This window comes from Psychrobacter glaciei (assembly GCF_014652895.1).
Lineage (GTDB): Bacteria > Pseudomonadota > Gammaproteobacteria > Pseudomonadales > Moraxellaceae > Psychrobacter > Psychrobacter glaciei.
Window position 1 is genome coordinate 1 of the sequence record NZ_BMZR01000010.1, and the last position, 15070, is coordinate 15070.

The following is a 15070-nucleotide window of genomic DNA, read 5'->3' on the forward strand; positions in this document are numbered from 1 at the left end:
GTCATTGCTTATTCTCCTGTTAGTGGATTATAAGCAGTTACACAAAGTTTGGGAAAGGCTCATTAAGCTTAGTAAAGACGCTATATCAAAAGTCTAAAACCCGCAATTGCCCTACTTAAGCAACGGTATAAATTTAATTTCAGGGTTTTATCTTAACGCTTTCTTAACGATACCAATCTTATAATGATACCTAAGTGCTAACCAGTGCCCTCCTACACTGGGATCATTACAACAAGAATTATATCGGTGATTGCACTTTTTATTTTATTCCCAAAGCTTGCCATACCCTCTAACTTTAATGACTATTAAGCAATCAACATGAGTACTCGCAAACCTACTATTCTCGATAATGAAGCCGCAGATTTTGATTATAAACTTAAAGAAACAACTGGCTCTCTACTGGTAGCTGATAGCTTTGCGAGTGAAGTTAAAGGTAAAAAGGGGCTGTCTCGTATTTTAAAAGCGACGGGCTACTCGATAGATGGTTTTAAAGCGGCTTATAAATATGAAGCGGCCTTTAGGCAAGTTATTTGGCTTAACTTTTTACTACTTATCGTTTTAATATTTATGCCTTTTGCTATCTATATAAAAATGCTGCTGTTAATAGTTTCGTTTCTATCGCTTATCGTCGAGCTATTCAATACAGGTATCGAAGCCTGCGTTGACCATACTTCTACAGAACAACATCCGCTCGCTAAAATAGCTAAAGATGTCGGTTCTGCTGCCCAGTTTTTGGCGTTATTGCTATTGTTTGTTTTATGGCTGATGGCATTATTTAACGTCTTATAGCGAATAGCACTTGAGGTTTTGCAAATTAATATATTGAAAGGTATTTCAATGGCATTGGAAAATAACTCATCTGATTGGATGTGGCTTAAGCTGCTTTGCTTAACGATCATTACAGCGTTAATCTTTGAACATAGCCAGTTTGATATTCACATCAGCGAGCTTTTTTATACTAATGGGCAATGGCTTATACAAAAGGGCGCACAGCCTTATGCTTTCATCTTTTATGATGCTCCTAAAGCATTATTGATTTTGCTAGCCCTCTACTTAATCACTGTGTTAATTATTAAATACAGACAGCCTTCGAATAATGTTTCTATCATCAAGAATAGAAGTATCAATCAATTTATGGTTCCCTTTTCAGTACGTGAAATAAGCTACCTACTGATTATTCTTATCGTCGTACCTTCTACTGTTGCCCTATTAAAGAGTGTCACTCATGTCAGTTGCCCCAATCATTTAACGCTGTTTGGTGGGGACTTACCTTATCTGAATATTTGGCAAAACATAACCGCTAAAACCGATTCCAAATGCTTCCCAGCCGCCCATGCCAGTGCAGGGTTCTCTTTATATGGCCTGGCTTTTTTACCTAGTCTACACAAATATCGCTATAGGATATTTACAGTAGTGACTGTTTTAGGCTGGACGATGGGGCTGTATAAAATGAGTTTTGGCGATCACTTTTTTAGCCATACGCTGGTATCAATGCTGCTGTCACTGACAACAACTTGTACATTTGCCAGCTTCTTATTCAAAAAAGCAACCATTTATGAAGGCAGAAACATTGAGTCTAATACTTTGATAAGTTGATAACTACATTTATTATTAACACCTATAATCACACGTCATAATACTTAAGCTATGCATAAAATATTAGATGGTTCTATTTAGGGTATACCCATAAGGAACCAATTAGGTACTTTCACTGATTCGGTTCCCTAGTGAGGACTTGAACCCTAAGCTGTGGGCTACTAGTACAAGCGGTTTTGCTCACTAAAATAGTCTCAGTATACTTCATGGTCATATCCTTACCCATAACTTGCGCCAATGACTGATGAGAGCAGGTGAGCTGATGTGAAATTTAAGTGCGGTTTCAGATTGGCTCAACCCTTCTGTCAGCATCAAGGCTATTATTTTATACTTAAAATCAGCACTGTATTTAATCTTACTGACTCTAGGCTTTATAGCGTCTATACTACCATGTTGATACTTCTTAGCCCATTTGCTTATAAACCATGGGTTTACGGCAAACTTCTCATCTGTAGCACCTACGCTATATCCTTGCTTATAGTATGCTATGACTTTGATCTTAAAGTCTAGATCATAACGCATAAAATAACCCCATAAGTTGTGTCCAACTTATGGGGGACAGTTCACATTGACAGAGCCCTTTTGAATCGCACCGCCAGAGGCGGCGATTTACCTGGTATTAATCAGAGTTTCACTAGGCCTTTTCGAGTTCTGGCGCCTTACGATGCTTCGTTCCCTGTTCGTAGGCGTACGCGATGGCAAGCATCTCGGCTTCGGTCCACTGCCGCGCAACAATAACGAGATTGAATGGGGCACCGGAGGCGTAAAAGCCAGCTGGTATCGTCACCGCTGGTAGGCCTGCGATATTAACCTCGCTGACTACCATCCCATCGATGGTCTCGTCTCCGTGCAGCGGACCTAAAGGACCCTGCATTTGCGGGTAGATGACCGCATCAAGCCCATGCTCGTTGAAAACTGTGTTGAATATATCGAGATAGGTTTCCCTCAGCTCGATGAACGACGTCATATCTGTGGGTGTAGATGGTGACTTCGCTGATTCTACGAATGCGGGCACATGACTCATATAGTTCAACGTTCCGTCCGGCCCAAACGCATCTTCCTTCTGCGTCACTTCGGCAAATTCCGCGAATGTCTTCAGAGCGACACTTGAACCCATGCGCTCAAGATATTTTTGAATATCATAGGCAATTGATTCCATTCCGCGCGCGTCGAACTCGGCTCCAGGCAAGACCGCCTTGCGAAGTTCCATAAATCCGGAATTGGCAAAAGGGTCGTCTACGAGTTCTGCTCCAAGTTTCTTCAATTCTTCTTGGGCGCGCTCATAAAGGCCTGTTGTCTCCTCGGAAAGGGGCTGTAGTAGATAAGCACTATGCTAGACTACTTTTATGAAGATAACCCATTGTAAACTAAGTAAAAAAATACAGCGAAGGCTGTTAGAGTTTTTTACGGCTGAAGTGACTGCTAGAACAGCCGCAGATTTGCTTAATATCCAGCCTAACAGTGCTGCACTTTTTTATCATAAAATAAGACTTGTGATAGATTACCATCTCTCATTACAAGCTGATGAGCTTTTTGATGGTGAGGTCGAATTAGATGAAAGTTACTTTGGCGGTGTACGCAAAGGCAAAAGAGGTCGCGGGGCTGCTGGTAAAACCGCTGTATTTGGGATTCTAAAACGAAACGGTAAGGTGTATACCATTGTCGTAGCAGACACCAAACAGACTACTCTAATGCCTGTTATTAAGCGTAAAATCAAGCCTGACAGCTTTGTTTATACGGATAGCTATCGAAGTTACAATGCACTGGATGTGAGCGAGTTTAAACATTTCAGAGTCAATCACTCTAAAGAGTTCACTTGCGGTAAAAACAATCACATCAATGGCATTGAGAACTTCTGGAATCAGTCTAAACGAACACTCAGAAAGTATAATGGAATCGATAAGAAGAACTTCCATTTATTTTTAAAAGAATGTGAGTTTAGATTTAACTATGGTTCACCATCTAATCAGCTAAAATTCCTGAGAAAATGGTGTGATATTTAATCCTTATCTACTACAGCCCCTAATTTTACTCATCTAGGACAGCCCCTTCTTTTTAATCTATTCAAACAATCTTTATTCGATATAAATATTAAGCATTTAACATGCCAAGACGTATTTAGAACCAATTCTCCATAAAAAAATCCTGCCTTGAAGTAAGACAGGATTTTTTTATCGCAAGGCTAATTTTCTAGCCTATGCTATTTACAACTTAGAATGCTTTAGTAATTGTAAATACAGCACCAGTCTCTACACCACGTTTGTACGGGTTGGTGTCGGCGTCAATATTTGTGCCGACAGCAGCAAGCTCAGCTGACAGGTCTTCAACAGAAGCAAAGCTGTAAGTCACACCAACTTTCCAGTCGATGTAGTTATCATCGCCACTAGCGTTATCACTGAAATCATAATCGTCAGCAGTGGTATAACCTAAGCTTGCTACACCACCGAAAGATGCGCTCAATGGCATGCTATAAGTCAGGTTTAAATACCATGCATCAGTATCTAAGCCAAAAAAATCATTAGTGAAATTCACGCTTGCAAGCAAACTGTCACCAACAGTGATGGTGTCTGCAAAACCTAGACGTGCATACAGCTCAAGCCAATTCAAATCAGAAGCACTTGGATAGCCGTAGTACCATAAACCGACATCTAAAACTGGTTTAGACGCCAAAGAGCCAAGTTCAGTGCTATAACCTACATATGGATCGAGCTCTAATGAGCTACCAAAGCCGACATTCGAGCCCCAGACACCTGCGTATAAGCCAGAGCTATGGGTTAATCCATAACCAACTTGAACGGCAGGGTCGCTTTCAGTTTGTGTCATACCACGATAGCGGTAATCTGAAGTCATTGCTGCAGTACCAGAGAATGATACATCGCTTTCAGCTGCCATAGTCAAGCCACTTGCACAAGTGAGTAAAGATGCAGCCACTAATGTAGAAAGTTTAAAGTTCATGTTGGTATTCCCCCAAGCTGTTTATTACAAATGTTCAAATCGAAATGATTTGACTCTGAACTTGTTATTGAAATAGCAAAGGGCGTGCCAACTTTATTAAGTTACTGTTTTATCTTATTTCTTTGCAATAAAACTGCAATAACTTACAAAACCAACTTTGAAGCATTATTGTATTGCACAAATATTGGGCGATTTATTGATTTTGCACCAAAATAAATCAAACTGTATCAAATTGTTTGTAAATAGGAATTATTCTTATACAGTTTATATTCTGCACGATGCAATAAAAAAAACCAACCGCAGTTGGTTGGCTTTTTAAGTATTTTCTTCTGAGCAAAGCATGAAAAATTATTTTTCCATATTTGATAGGATTGATGTTCTGACATCATCCAATGTGGCATTGATGGTGAGCATCACGGCATCGGCACATTGTTTGATCGCAGTGTCAGGATCTTTTAGACCATTACCCGTCACTGTGCAAACGATCACCGAACCTTCAGCGATTTTACCTGCTTTAATATCACGGATTGCACCGCCGATTGAAGCCGCCGATGCAGGCTCAACGAATACGCCTTTTACTTCTAATACTCTTGGATTAGGTTTGGTCATTTTTTATCCTTTTAGCTGTCTAGTTAACCCACTTTAAAAATGATACAGTGCTACTGGGATGAATTTTGTGCAGCCTCTGTGTAAGCAGCACGCAAAGAAAATTTATACCAGTAGCGCGTTTAAATCCATAACATTTTTACATTCAGCTGACTATAGGCTATCTAGAAGGCACCTCTTTCTTATTATTGCTCTTCATCGCCATGCCACTAAAATATATGATGGACATTCCAGAAGGTGTGAAATACATCGGTATGGCACACGGTATGTTGTTTATTACCTATATCATACCCCACTCTCAACTTCGAAAGTGATTGAAAAAAGAAGAGCACCTCACTAGGGTGTGTATAGAACTCAAATGAGTGGCAACCAGATAAAGACACAAGCGAGCATTACCGCCGCTGCATAGCTATCTTTGAGCTTATCATATCGCGTGGCAATGCCCCTAAAATGTTTCAATCTAGCAAAAGCGTTTTCTACCAAATGACGGCAACGATACAAATACCAATCTAGTGTGTCGTTACAGCTTTTAGAGTTCGACTTAACGGGTATGACTGACTCAGCACAGTGCTTGAAGATACACTCTCTAATATCACTACTATCGTAGCCCCTGTCTGCAATCACCGCTTTAGTCTGGTTATTAATCGTGCTATCTATCAACGTCTTTGCCATCTTAGCGTCATGCACTTGCCCACCTGTCAGCTCAATATGTATAGGGTTACCACAAGCATCGACCACTAAGTGCAGTTTGCTGCTATTACCTGCAACACTTTTACCAATGGCCTCATCAAGATGACTGGCTGCACCTGAACTATGCTGATGAGCTTTGACCACGCTACCGTCTATAAATAACCATTCACTATCATAGTTTGCTGTGATTATTTTCATGAGCTTTTGCCATTTACCGGTTTTACGCCAGTAACGGTATTGATGATATATGCGAGACCAATGACCAAAATAAGAAGGTAAGTCTCGCCATGGACAGCCTACTCGTATGCGGTACAACATGCCTTCAACGGTACGTCTTAGATTGGGCTTGTTATATACGTTAATTTGTCGCAATATAATAAATAGCTTGTGCCAAAGTTCATCGCTGAGCTTGGTGCGAGTCATAAGTGATGCCTTATTTCTTTGTTGTGGTAAACATTAGAGTAAGGCGTTGCTTATTTTTTTCAATGGTTCCTCAATTCTATACAGCCCCTAGTATATCTCATATATATTTTGCAGGATTAGTAGTCCTGGTATCCATCCAGTCGTAACGGCGCAAAAAATCGTAAATAGACCAACTTGTCTCTGAATATTTTTTGATAAGCTGAGCATAACAAAGAATAAAAACCAAAGAACTGACCAAGCATACCAGTTAAATATGCTCCAAATACTAACGTCCATACTTATTTTGAACGTCGAATTTAATGCTACAGTAAGAGCTGTAAGGCTTACAAAAAAGCAAAACCAACCTAAACCCTTTGAATCTGACTTCAAAAATTGATTTGCGCCAACCCATATGTATGTAAAAGCAAAAAGAAAGGTAAAAGCAAAACTGTACACTCACTATTTTTGATAACTTAACAACTGATTTAAGAGAACTATAATATGGATGAAGACGATCTGAGTCTTAAATTTGAGATGCTTATAGATCATATTATAGCTAAAAAAAGTTCTCAACGTATTCTGAGGGATATTTTTGGTCACTCTAGTGGTGATTGGGTGAATTGCAGAAATTATATAGATGAAAATACATATACTGAAGAATATGAGGGCTTGGATGTATATGTGTGTTGGCTAAATGAGATTAATTCAACTAATGACCAAGGTAGGTTAGTTGCTTTCTTCGAAAATAATCAATTGTATTCTCAAATATTAATATTCAATATGAATACGCTTAAGCTTAAAGCTTAATGAAATTAGGCAGTTTTTAAAGGCATACCCTAAGGGAACCACCTATTTCACCCTTCAAACCTATTAACAGACCACTTAAAACAGACTGGTATAATGGAACCACTTATAACAGACTATTTTAGGTGTTTATGTTTATCAGAGCGTATCTACGAGCGTCAACCAAAGAACAAGACGCTAAACGTGCCAAAAGCGAACTCATAGCATTTGCCAACGATCATGGCCACAAAATTGCTGCCTTCTATGTCGAAAACGAATCAGGCGCTATCTTGGCGCGACCAAAGCTTATGCAGCTGATTGAAGATGCTCATAAGGGCGATGTGATCTTAGTTGAGCAAATTGATCGCTTGGCACGTTTGAATCAAGCTGATTGGGATACGCTTAAAAGAATGCTGTCAGAAAAAAAGCTCTCTATCGTATCAAAAGAGCTGCCGACCTCATATATGGCGCTTCAATCTGAAAGCAGCACTGAATTTATGAGCAGTGTATTGCAGGCCATTAACTCGATGATGCTTTATATGCTCGCTGCTATTGCTAGAAAGGACTATGAAGATCGACGTAACCGTCAGATGTAAGGTATTTCTCGTACTAAGGTAGAAAGTAAATATTCAGGACGTAGGAAAGATACCGAGAAGCGTAAGATTATCGCTAGCCTTCTGAAATCTGGGCGTAGTTATTCTGAAATACAAGCTACAGCTAAGTGCTCGCGTCATTTGATAGCTGTATAGCTAAATAAATACTCAAATACTCAAATGCTCAAATGCTCAAATGCTCAAATGCTCAAATGCTCAAATACTCAAATACTCAAATACTCAAATACTCAAATACTCAAATACTCAAATACTCAAATACTCAAATACTCAAAATCATTTTGACTATCTGTATCAAGGCTTGTCAAATTACAATGGTCTGTTATCAGCAGTTCCTTTTATACAGTCTGTTTTAAGTAGTTTATTAGCGTAAATAGGGTCAAGAAAAATATTGATTACGTTTTAGGCTATGGTATTTCAGCCGAATCTCTTATAGCCGAATCATCATCGCAACGATGATATTTATACCAGATTGATTATCAAAGTAGGCTTCCCTGCGTATAGCAGGGTTTCCCCTACCTATTCAAATCATCTGTCTCATCTTTAAAGGTTTCTACAACGACAGCAAAAATGTCATCCCAAACTGCCTCATTTGCCAAAAACGGATAATCCTTAAGTAGCTTATTACTTTTAGCACCTTTATTTTGTAGCATGCTGCGAATGATTCTATCGGCATAGCTGTTGGGCATCTCAATAATCTCTTTTATCGCCAGTCGTGCATGGTCATGTTGTCTTAGGTACTGTGACTCGTTATGCATCTCTTTTTCAATAACATGCGCAATCAGTCCTGATAAGTACTGAACATGAGGCGTCAGGTCCATAAAGCGCCATGCCGGTTGAATAAGGTGAGTATTTCCAAAATTTAAGTTTGAGCGAATACCATCAGGGTAAGTAACTGCCTTTTTATCAAAGCTGTAATGATCACGGATTTGCTTCATAAGCGGCACAGAGACACGGTCTAAAATTTTGTCATAGGCATGACAGTCTGAGGGATGCTCAGCAATGGCTTGTGATATAGGTAGGATAATCGGCTCATGAATGACCTGGTCTCGCCTGAGGACGTCATTAATTAAGAAGCGATGTACTCGGCCATTACCATCCGCTAGTGGATGAATATATACAAAGCCAAAGGAGGCAACCGCACTACGCATCAGTGCTGATTGTCCCTCAGTCTTTTCCATAAATACCTGTAACCCTGCTAGCTTGTTAGCAATGTCATCAGCAGGTGGCGCGATATAGTGCACAATTTCTTTAAAGCCATTCACCTGAGTATGCGACACAAAAACTGGTGATTGACGGATGCCATATTGCTGGATAATTGTTTTGCTACCGAGTATCTCTTGTTGCAGCTCTACCAATGATTCAGGGTCAAGCGGAATGTCGCCGAAGCCGGTACGCCGTGCCATCACATCGGCGAAACGTTCAATACGTTTTAACTCTTTCCCTTCACCTTCTATAGTAAAGCTGGCTTTACTCTCTCGTAGAGTCATCCATACAGAGGCGCGCATCAGTAAGTCTTGTCCAAATTCATCGTTCAGCTTGTCAACCATTGTGGCAATATCGAGTGCAGCGGCTTGCGTAAACAACTCTGTTTTCACCAATTGAGGACAGAAATGACGGGTTCCTGCAAGATTGTCATTGATACGCCAACGAGCATTCTTGATGACATGCGCAGGGCTTGAAGTAACCTGCTTCTTAGCATCTAGAGCATCCACATAGTTACCGCCTAAATTACTCGGTACTGCTAACTGCTGACCCATGAGCCATTCATACAAGAAAGCCATTCTACGGGCATAGCTGCCTGTGGGCTCAGCGTTTACCCATGCTTGTACGTCATCAGCACCTACCTGCTCAAATAGACGAACCAGTAACTCTAAATTCAGCACTTCATGACGCATGTGAAACTGTAAGTGCGCAATGATAGTGTCCAGTGGCCGCGCAGTTTCCTGATAAGCGTTATGGATGACATCACCGTCTTTATAGGTTTGCCTGCGCCCACCGATACTACTGCTGACATATAGGGGTTTTGCGCCCATCCCCTCGAAATTAACCTTAGTCTAAATTTTTAAGCTTTTTTCTAACTCTAATTACCGTACTTCGACTAACTCCAACTGCTTCAGCCGTTTTATTAATACTAAATCCAGCTTCAGTAAACGAGGCAATCCTATCATGAGCCTCTAAATCAGGCTGACGACCGTGATAAAGTCCCTTTTGCTGTGCTTTTACAATACCTTCTTTTTGCTTACGTTCACGTTCTCGATATTCTTTATATGCACTGGCCGCTAATATTTCTAACAGCATATTATTAATAGCACTAAGTATTGATCTCATAAAATCATCACTTGGAAAACTGCCAAATGTTAAATGACTGGTTGGTAGATCTAAACTAACAACACTAATTCCTTTTTCATTTATTGAGGCTACAAGAGTTTTCCAATCATCAGGGCTTAGCCTTGTTAAACGATCGATTGATTCAACTAACAAAACATCACCGGACTCTGATTCATCCAATAAACGAATTAGCTCTGGTCTATCTAAAGAATTACCAGATTTATTTTCTATATAAAAAGAAGCAATTCGTTTGCTGAAGCCAGAAACGAATTTTTTTAATGAGCTTTTTGCTCTATTTGCATCTTGCTCAGAAGTTGATGCTCGTAAATATGCTCTTATGAACATTTTTGCCTAATTAGGTCTATTTAGATGGTGTCATATCATATAGGTTTATTTAAGTGGTGTCATTACGTAATTGCCTGTGATATATTAACAGTATCTTTAGGGTGTACTCATGTAGAACTGCATGTAATAACACTAATTTGGACTTTGATAATGAAAAAGGATAAACCATACATTGTTGTGGTTTAATATTGTTGTAACAACGGTAACTTTACTTATTTAATAGAAGAAAAAACAAAATCAATTAGCGATGTTTAAACTGGTATTCATTGATGGTCACTTTAATTAGATATAAAGTAAGTAAACAAAAAGTCAGTAAGGTAATTGATAACGTGTCTAAACGAACCATAAGTATGTTGGCTAAAGAACTGAGTGTAAATGTCGAAACAATTCGCTTTTATGAACGCAAAGGCTTAATTAAACAACCACCAAAGCCTATGCAGGGCTATAGACATTACCCGAAAGAAACGGTAAATAGAATACATTTTATCAAGCGTTCTCAAGAATTAGGTTTTACGCTAAATGAGATTGAAGGGTTACTTGCGTTAAACGATAGTCCATGTAGTAAAGTACAAGAATTAGCTAATAAAAAACTGATCGCAGTACAAAAAAAGATGGCTGACTTGTTGTTGTTAGAACACGCTTTGGAAGAACATTTAGGACAATGCCAAAATAATGATGACGATAGCCACTGCCCAATAATTGATTCGTTGCAACCGAAGTAAATGATTCACTTAACTACCATTTCCCACTAAAACAGCATATCCAATTTTACTTCTGCGCCTTAATTCAAGTTAGCTTATTCCCCGTATCTGTCGTAGCAGATTATCAAAGATAAATTTTTTATAAATCACCCTTGACTCCGTACTTAGGTACATGCAATACACTTGCATTATCTAATGAGGTATCTATATGAATCAAAAAGAATCAAACCTTCCAATGATAGGAGGCATCATAGCAGCATTAGGCGCAGGCGTATGCTGTGTAGGTCCTTTGCTCCTGTTATTACTTGGGGTAAGTGGCTCATGGATTGGTAATTTAACTGCATTTGAACCCTATAGGCCATTATTTATCGCATTTGTAGTGTTGTTGTTTGGTTACTCAGGTTGGAAAATTTACCGTCCTGTAGAAGAGTGTGAGCCGGGAACGGCCTGTGCAATTCCTAAGAAACAGCAACAACGAAAAGTCATTTTCTGGCTGAGCGCTATAGTTGCGACAATTTTAGTGACCAGTAATTATTGGATACTTTTGTTTGCTTAATATACAGATCAAGAAATTTATAACATTTTAAAATTTGGAGCTAATTATGAAAAAATTATTATTAACCGCACTGCTTTCACTTTCTAGTTTTGGTGCTTTTGCTGAAGTAAAAACAGTTACACTGGAAGTGCCAACGATGAACTGTGCGACATGTCCAATCACAGTTAAAAAGTCATTAGAAAATGTTGATGGCGTTGAAAATGCGAAAGTTACCTACAAGCCTAAGCTAGCTGTTGTTTCTTTTGATGACACTAAAACCAACATCAATGCATTAATTGCAGCGACTACCAACGCTGGCTACCCTTCAAATTTAAAAAGTGAAAATAAGTAATATTTAGCCCCTTAGAACTAGTTACGCGTATCGGAGATAAAGCAGGCTCTATAGGTGCACTTGTTTCGGCAATGGGATGCGCCATGTGTTTTCCCGCGATAGCTAGTCTTGGTGCGGCAATTGGGATGGGATTTCTTAGTCAGTGGGAAGGGGTATTTATCAATACGTTGTTACCACTGTTTGCAGTATTAGCGCTGGCAATGAATATCTTAGGCTGGTTTAGCCATCGTCAATGGCACCGTAGTTTTATCGGTTCAATTGGCCCCATTTTGGTTTTACTCTCTTTATACCCTTGGTTCCAGTACGGGTGGAGTTCATACGTTACTTATACGGGGCTAGGACTAATGGTTGCTGTATCAATTTGGGACATGGTTTCTCCTGCGAATAAACGCTGTGATGATGAAACTTGTACCGCTTAACTTTTTAAGATGAATAAAATATGTCAACGAATAGTTGTTGCTCGCCAAATGACATCCAGCCAGAACAATTACATGTAGCCATTATTGGTAGTGGTTCAGGGGCCTTTGCCAGTGCGATTAAAGCAGCAGAAGGCGGAGCAAGAGTTACTATCATTGAAGGAGCCGATGTAATCGGAGGTTGCTGTGTAAATGTCGGCTGTGTTCCTTCAAAAATATTGATCCGTGCTGCGCAATTAGCGCATCAGCAACGTACTAACCCGTTTGATGGTTTAGAAAATATTCAGCCACAACTTAGCCGCTCCTTATTAGCACATCAGCAAAACGCTCGCGTCGAAGAACTACGCGATGCTAAATATCAACGTATTTTAGAGAGTAATCCCGCGCTATCTTTACTTAAAGGTTATGCACGTTTTAAAAATCAAAATACCTTGCTAGTTCACAAGTCTGATGGTAGTGAAGAAGAGCTGGTTGCAGATCGCATTTTAATTGCAACAGGCTCTACACCAAGCATTCCGCCAATTAAGGGTTTAGTTGATACACCTTATTGGACATCAACAGAAGCCTTATTTGCAGAAGAGTTACCGAGTAGTCTAGTTGTCATCGGCTCCTCCGTTGTTGCTCTGGAAATTGCGCAAGCTTATGCCCGTTTAGGTAGCCGTGTGACAATTCTAGCCAGACATACCCTTTTATATGCTGAAGATCCGTTATTAGGTGAAAAACTGGCAGAGTGCTTTGAAAAAGAAGGTATTAGGGTACTTAATAATACGCAAGCAAGTCATGTTTCTTATGATAGCAATGGTTTTTCATTGGAAACTAACGAAGGAACATTAATCGCTGAAAAATTGCTTATCTCTACGGGTCGCCATGCAAATACTGGAAAGCTTGGTTTAGAAAATGTTGGTGTTGAAACAGATAAAAGTGGTGCCATTGTTGTTAATAGTATGATGGAAACATCAACAGCTAACATTTATGCCGCTGGAGATTGCTCCAATATGCCACAATTTGTTTATGTTGCTGCTGCTGCCGGAAGTAGGGCTGGAATTAATATGACAGGTGGAAATGCGCAACTCGACTTATCTACCATGCCTGCTGTTATATTCACCGACCCACAAGTTGCTACGGTAGGTCTAACCGAAGTACAAGCTTCAGCGGTAGGAATAAATACGATAAGTCGTGTACTTGATATGGAAAACGTACCAAGAGCTTTAGCAAATTTTGAAACGGATGGTTTTATCAAGTTGGTAGCTGAAGAATCCACGGGAAAACTGATAGGCGCACAAATTTTAGCCCATGAAGGCGGAGAACTGATTCAAAGTGCGGCTCTTGCTATTCATAATAAAATGACAGTCGAAGAATTGGCAGGTCAACTATTTCCGTATTTGACGATGGTTGAAGGATTGAAGTTATGCGCTCAAACCTTTAGCAAAGACGTTAAAGAGCTATCTTGCTGCGCAGGGTAATCATTTAACGGTAATGTACTTACAGAAATGTTAATGGAGTGCCAATTGATTGAATGTAATCAAGATATCTTAAGGCATTCCATTAACAACACAAATTGGAAGCATGCTAAATCATGATTAAATCTAAGGTTGAAAACATTCCTGTTGGTGAAGTCAGTTTTTTGACAGAGATACCTGACATCAATAAGTTCATTAGTAGTGATGATGATGCGTTGGATTTTCCTTTGAGTATTTCTCAACTGGCACTAGCTGCACAAACATCTGTCCATACGGTAAGAAATTATGTTCTTGAGAACTTAGTACACTGCGAAGAAAAAACTAAGTCAGGCCATTCACTTTACGGCTTATGTGCATTAAAGAGATTAAAGTTCATTCGAGCAGCAAGGGCGGCAGGTCTTCTTGTAGTTGATATCAAGCCATTACTAATGGCAATAGATGCAGGAGAAAGAAAAGTTCCTGAAGACATCCAAAAGCTGCTACTTACTAAAATCGAGCATAGAAAAGTATTTTTAAATCTAGTAACAAACCAAATTGAAGAGTTTTGCAATTGAGACCCTCCGACATAGTGTCGTCTAGCCCTGCTTTAACACCCGATAAACCGTAGCTACCCCAACACCAACCGCCTTAGCGATCTCCTCTTTTGTCATATTGTTTTGACTGGCTAATTCTTTAATACGATTGTGTTTCGTTGTATTAGGCTTCTTACCAGTGGGCTTATAACCACTGTTCGCCAACCCCTGCTTAATACGCTCTCTACGCTTATCGTTATCAAGCTTTGCCATCGTTGCTAATAAGTCGATCAGCATATGGTTAATCACTGTTAGGATCTCACCTGTCATGCCTTTACTTACCGTATGCGTAGTTGGTAGATCAGCCACCACCAATCGCAAGCCCTTGTCTTTGATGCGCTGCTTTAGAATTGCAAAATCATCTTGAGATAGCCTGCTTAATCTATCCACACTTTCGACCAACAGAATATCGCCTTCCTCAGCGTCATTGAGTAACAGAGTGAGTACTGGTCTATCAAGCTTCGTACCACTGAAATGCTCAACGTACTCAACATGCTTATCATCATAGCTTTGGCTAAAGCTAATCAAGTCAGACAAGGCTCTCTTAGCGTCTTGATCCTTAGTACTGGCTCTCACATAAATACGAACAGTCATAACGCCACCCCTATCACTTAGACTTAATAATTAATGTTCATTGATAATAGACAGATATTACTATCATTTAATATTAGAAACAAGTCTACTGATAGATAAATTATCGTTTAGAGGATTTACG

17 protein-coding genes and 4 pseudogenes are annotated in these 15070 nt (G+C 39.6%); 12 read left to right on the forward strand and 9 right to left on the reverse strand.

The genetic code is table 11. The features are described 5' to 3' along the window. The first annotated feature begins 318 nt into the window (after nt 1-318). Together IE130_RS13490 and IE130_RS13495 are read left to right on the forward strand one after the other, a co-directional pair. Nucleotides 319-789: a diacylglycerol kinase gene (locus IE130_RS13490; protein ID WP_025645042.1), complete on the forward strand. Its 471-nt coding sequence runs from the start codon at nt 319-321 to the stop codon at nt 787-789. Between the two features lie 48 nt (nt 790-837). Continuing rightward, entirely contained in the window at nt 838-1596 is a 759-nt protein-coding gene (locus tag IE130_RS13495; RefSeq protein ID WP_037058916.1) for a PAP2 family lipid A phosphatase, read from the forward strand. A 210-nt stretch (nt 1597-1806) separates the two neighbouring features. Here IE130_RS13495 and IE130_RS13500 read toward each other — a convergent pair whose 3' ends face one another. Both IE130_RS13500 and IE130_RS13505 read right to left on the reverse strand, forming a co-directional pair. Beyond that, nucleotides 1807-2118, reverse strand: coding sequence for a helix-turn-helix domain-containing protein (locus IE130_RS13500; RefSeq protein WP_189586918.1), 312 nt, complete (start codon nt 2116-2118; stop codon nt 1807-1809). Between the two features lie 112 nt (nt 2119-2230). Beyond that, nucleotides 2231-2896 (reverse strand): annotated as a pseudogene (locus IE130_RS13505) (amidase family protein); the annotation flags it as partial. Nucleotides 2897-2942: 46 nt separating this feature from the next. Here IE130_RS13505 and IE130_RS13510 point away from each other — a divergent pair. Further along, complete coding sequence (locus tag IE130_RS13510) at nt 2943-3599, forward strand: IS1595 family transposase (RefSeq protein WP_189586920.1); 657 nt, start codon at nt 2943-2945, stop codon at nt 3597-3599. 208 nt (nt 3600-3807) lie between these two features. Here the strand turns inward: IE130_RS13510 and IE130_RS13515 are convergent, their stop codons facing one another. Continuing rightward, nucleotides 3808-4551 carry a TorF family putative porin gene (locus IE130_RS13515; RefSeq protein WP_071001644.1) on the reverse strand — a complete coding sequence of 248 codons (744 nt, stop codon included), beginning with the start codon at nt 4549-4551 and terminating at the stop codon, nt 3808-3810. Nucleotides 4552-4899: 348 nt separating this feature from the next. Next, nucleotides 4900-5127: pseudogene (locus IE130_RS13520) on the reverse strand (threonine synthase); the annotation flags it as partial. Nucleotides 5128-5300: 173 nt separating this feature from the next. Here IE130_RS13520 and IE130_RS13525 point away from each other — a divergent pair. Further along, nucleotides 5301-5447: pseudogene (locus IE130_RS13525) on the forward strand (DUF3817 domain-containing protein); the annotation flags it as partial. 64 nt (nt 5448-5511) lie between these two features. Here IE130_RS13525 and IE130_RS13530 read toward each other — a convergent pair. Next, nucleotides 5512-6270, reverse strand: a complete 759-nt coding sequence (locus tag IE130_RS13530; protein WP_189586922.1) for an IS5 family transposase — start codon at nt 6268-6270, stop codon at nt 5512-5514. An 87-nt stretch (nt 6271-6357) separates the two neighbouring features. Then, nucleotides 6358-6705 (reverse strand): AmiS/UreI family transporter, encoded by a 348-nt coding sequence (locus IE130_RS13535; RefSeq protein ID WP_189586924.1) that lies wholly within the window; start codon nt 6703-6705, stop codon nt 6358-6360. A 45-nt stretch (nt 6706-6750) separates the two neighbouring features. Between IE130_RS13535 and IE130_RS13540 the strand changes: the two genes are divergently transcribed. Together IE130_RS13540 and IE130_RS13545 are read left to right on the forward strand one after the other, a co-directional pair. After that, complete coding sequence (locus IE130_RS13540) at nt 6751-7056, forward strand: hypothetical protein (protein WP_189586926.1); 306 nt, start codon at nt 6751-6753, stop codon at nt 7054-7056. A gap of 128 nt (nt 7057-7184) precedes the next feature. Then, entirely contained in the window at nt 7185-7628 is a 444-nt protein-coding gene (locus tag IE130_RS13545; RefSeq protein ID WP_240216900.1) for a recombinase family protein, read from the forward strand. A gap of 530 nt (nt 7629-8158) precedes the next feature. On the opposite strand, the gene IE130_RS13550 is transcribed toward IE130_RS13545, so the two are convergent. Beyond that, nucleotides 8159-9679 (reverse strand): Fic family protein, encoded by a 1521-nt coding sequence (locus tag IE130_RS13550; protein ID WP_189586928.1) that lies wholly within the window; start codon nt 9677-9679, stop codon nt 8159-8161. Between the two features lie 16 nt (nt 9680-9695). Continuing rightward, nucleotides 9696-10319: a recombinase family protein gene (locus IE130_RS13555; RefSeq protein ID WP_008467336.1), complete on the reverse strand. Its 624-nt coding sequence runs from the start codon at nt 10317-10319 to the stop codon at nt 9696-9698. Between the two features lie 350 nt (nt 10320-10669). Here IE130_RS13555 and merR point away from each other — a divergent pair, with 350 nt between their 5' ends. The 6 genes and pseudogenes from merR to IE130_RS13585 all read left to right on the forward strand — a co-directional run bounded on the left by merR (nt 10670) and on the right by IE130_RS13585 (nt 14337). Then, nucleotides 10670-11041: a mercury resistance transcriptional regulator MerR gene (gene merR, locus IE130_RS13560; RefSeq protein ID WP_033011277.1), complete on the forward strand. Its 372-nt coding sequence runs from the start codon at nt 10670-10672 to the stop codon at nt 11039-11041. Between the two features lie 187 nt (nt 11042-11228). Next, entirely contained in the window at nt 11229-11576 is a 348-nt protein-coding gene (locus tag IE130_RS13565) for a mercuric transporter MerT family protein (protein ID WP_016899520.1), read from the forward strand. A 46-nt stretch (nt 11577-11622) separates the two neighbouring features. Then, nucleotides 11623-11907: a mercury resistance system periplasmic binding protein MerP gene (merP, locus tag IE130_RS13570; RefSeq protein ID WP_008110847.1), complete on the forward strand. Its 285-nt coding sequence runs from the start codon at nt 11623-11625 to the stop codon at nt 11905-11907. Further along, complete coding sequence (gene merC / locus IE130_RS13575; RefSeq protein WP_008467331.1) at nt 11907-12326, forward strand: organomercurial transporter MerC; 420 nt, start codon at nt 11907-11909, stop codon at nt 12324-12326. Before merP ends, merC begins: the two co-directional genes overlap by 1 nt. 68 nt (nt 12327-12394) lie before the next feature. Then, a pseudogene (gene merA / locus IE130_RS13580) lies at nt 12395-13786 on the forward strand (mercury(II) reductase); the annotation flags it as partial. Between the two features lie 113 nt (nt 13787-13899). Then, complete coding sequence (locus tag IE130_RS13585) at nt 13900-14337, forward strand: MerR family transcriptional regulator (RefSeq protein ID WP_008110853.1); 438 nt, start codon at nt 13900-13902, stop codon at nt 14335-14337. A 21-nt stretch (nt 14338-14358) separates the two neighbouring features. Here IE130_RS13585 and IE130_RS13590 read toward each other — a convergent pair whose 3' ends face one another. Beyond that, nucleotides 14359-14949 carry a recombinase family protein gene (locus tag IE130_RS13590; RefSeq protein ID WP_189586930.1) on the reverse strand — a complete coding sequence of 197 codons (591 nt, stop codon included), beginning with the start codon at nt 14947-14949 and terminating at the stop codon, nt 14359-14361. Nucleotides 14950-15070: the final 121 nt, after the last annotated feature.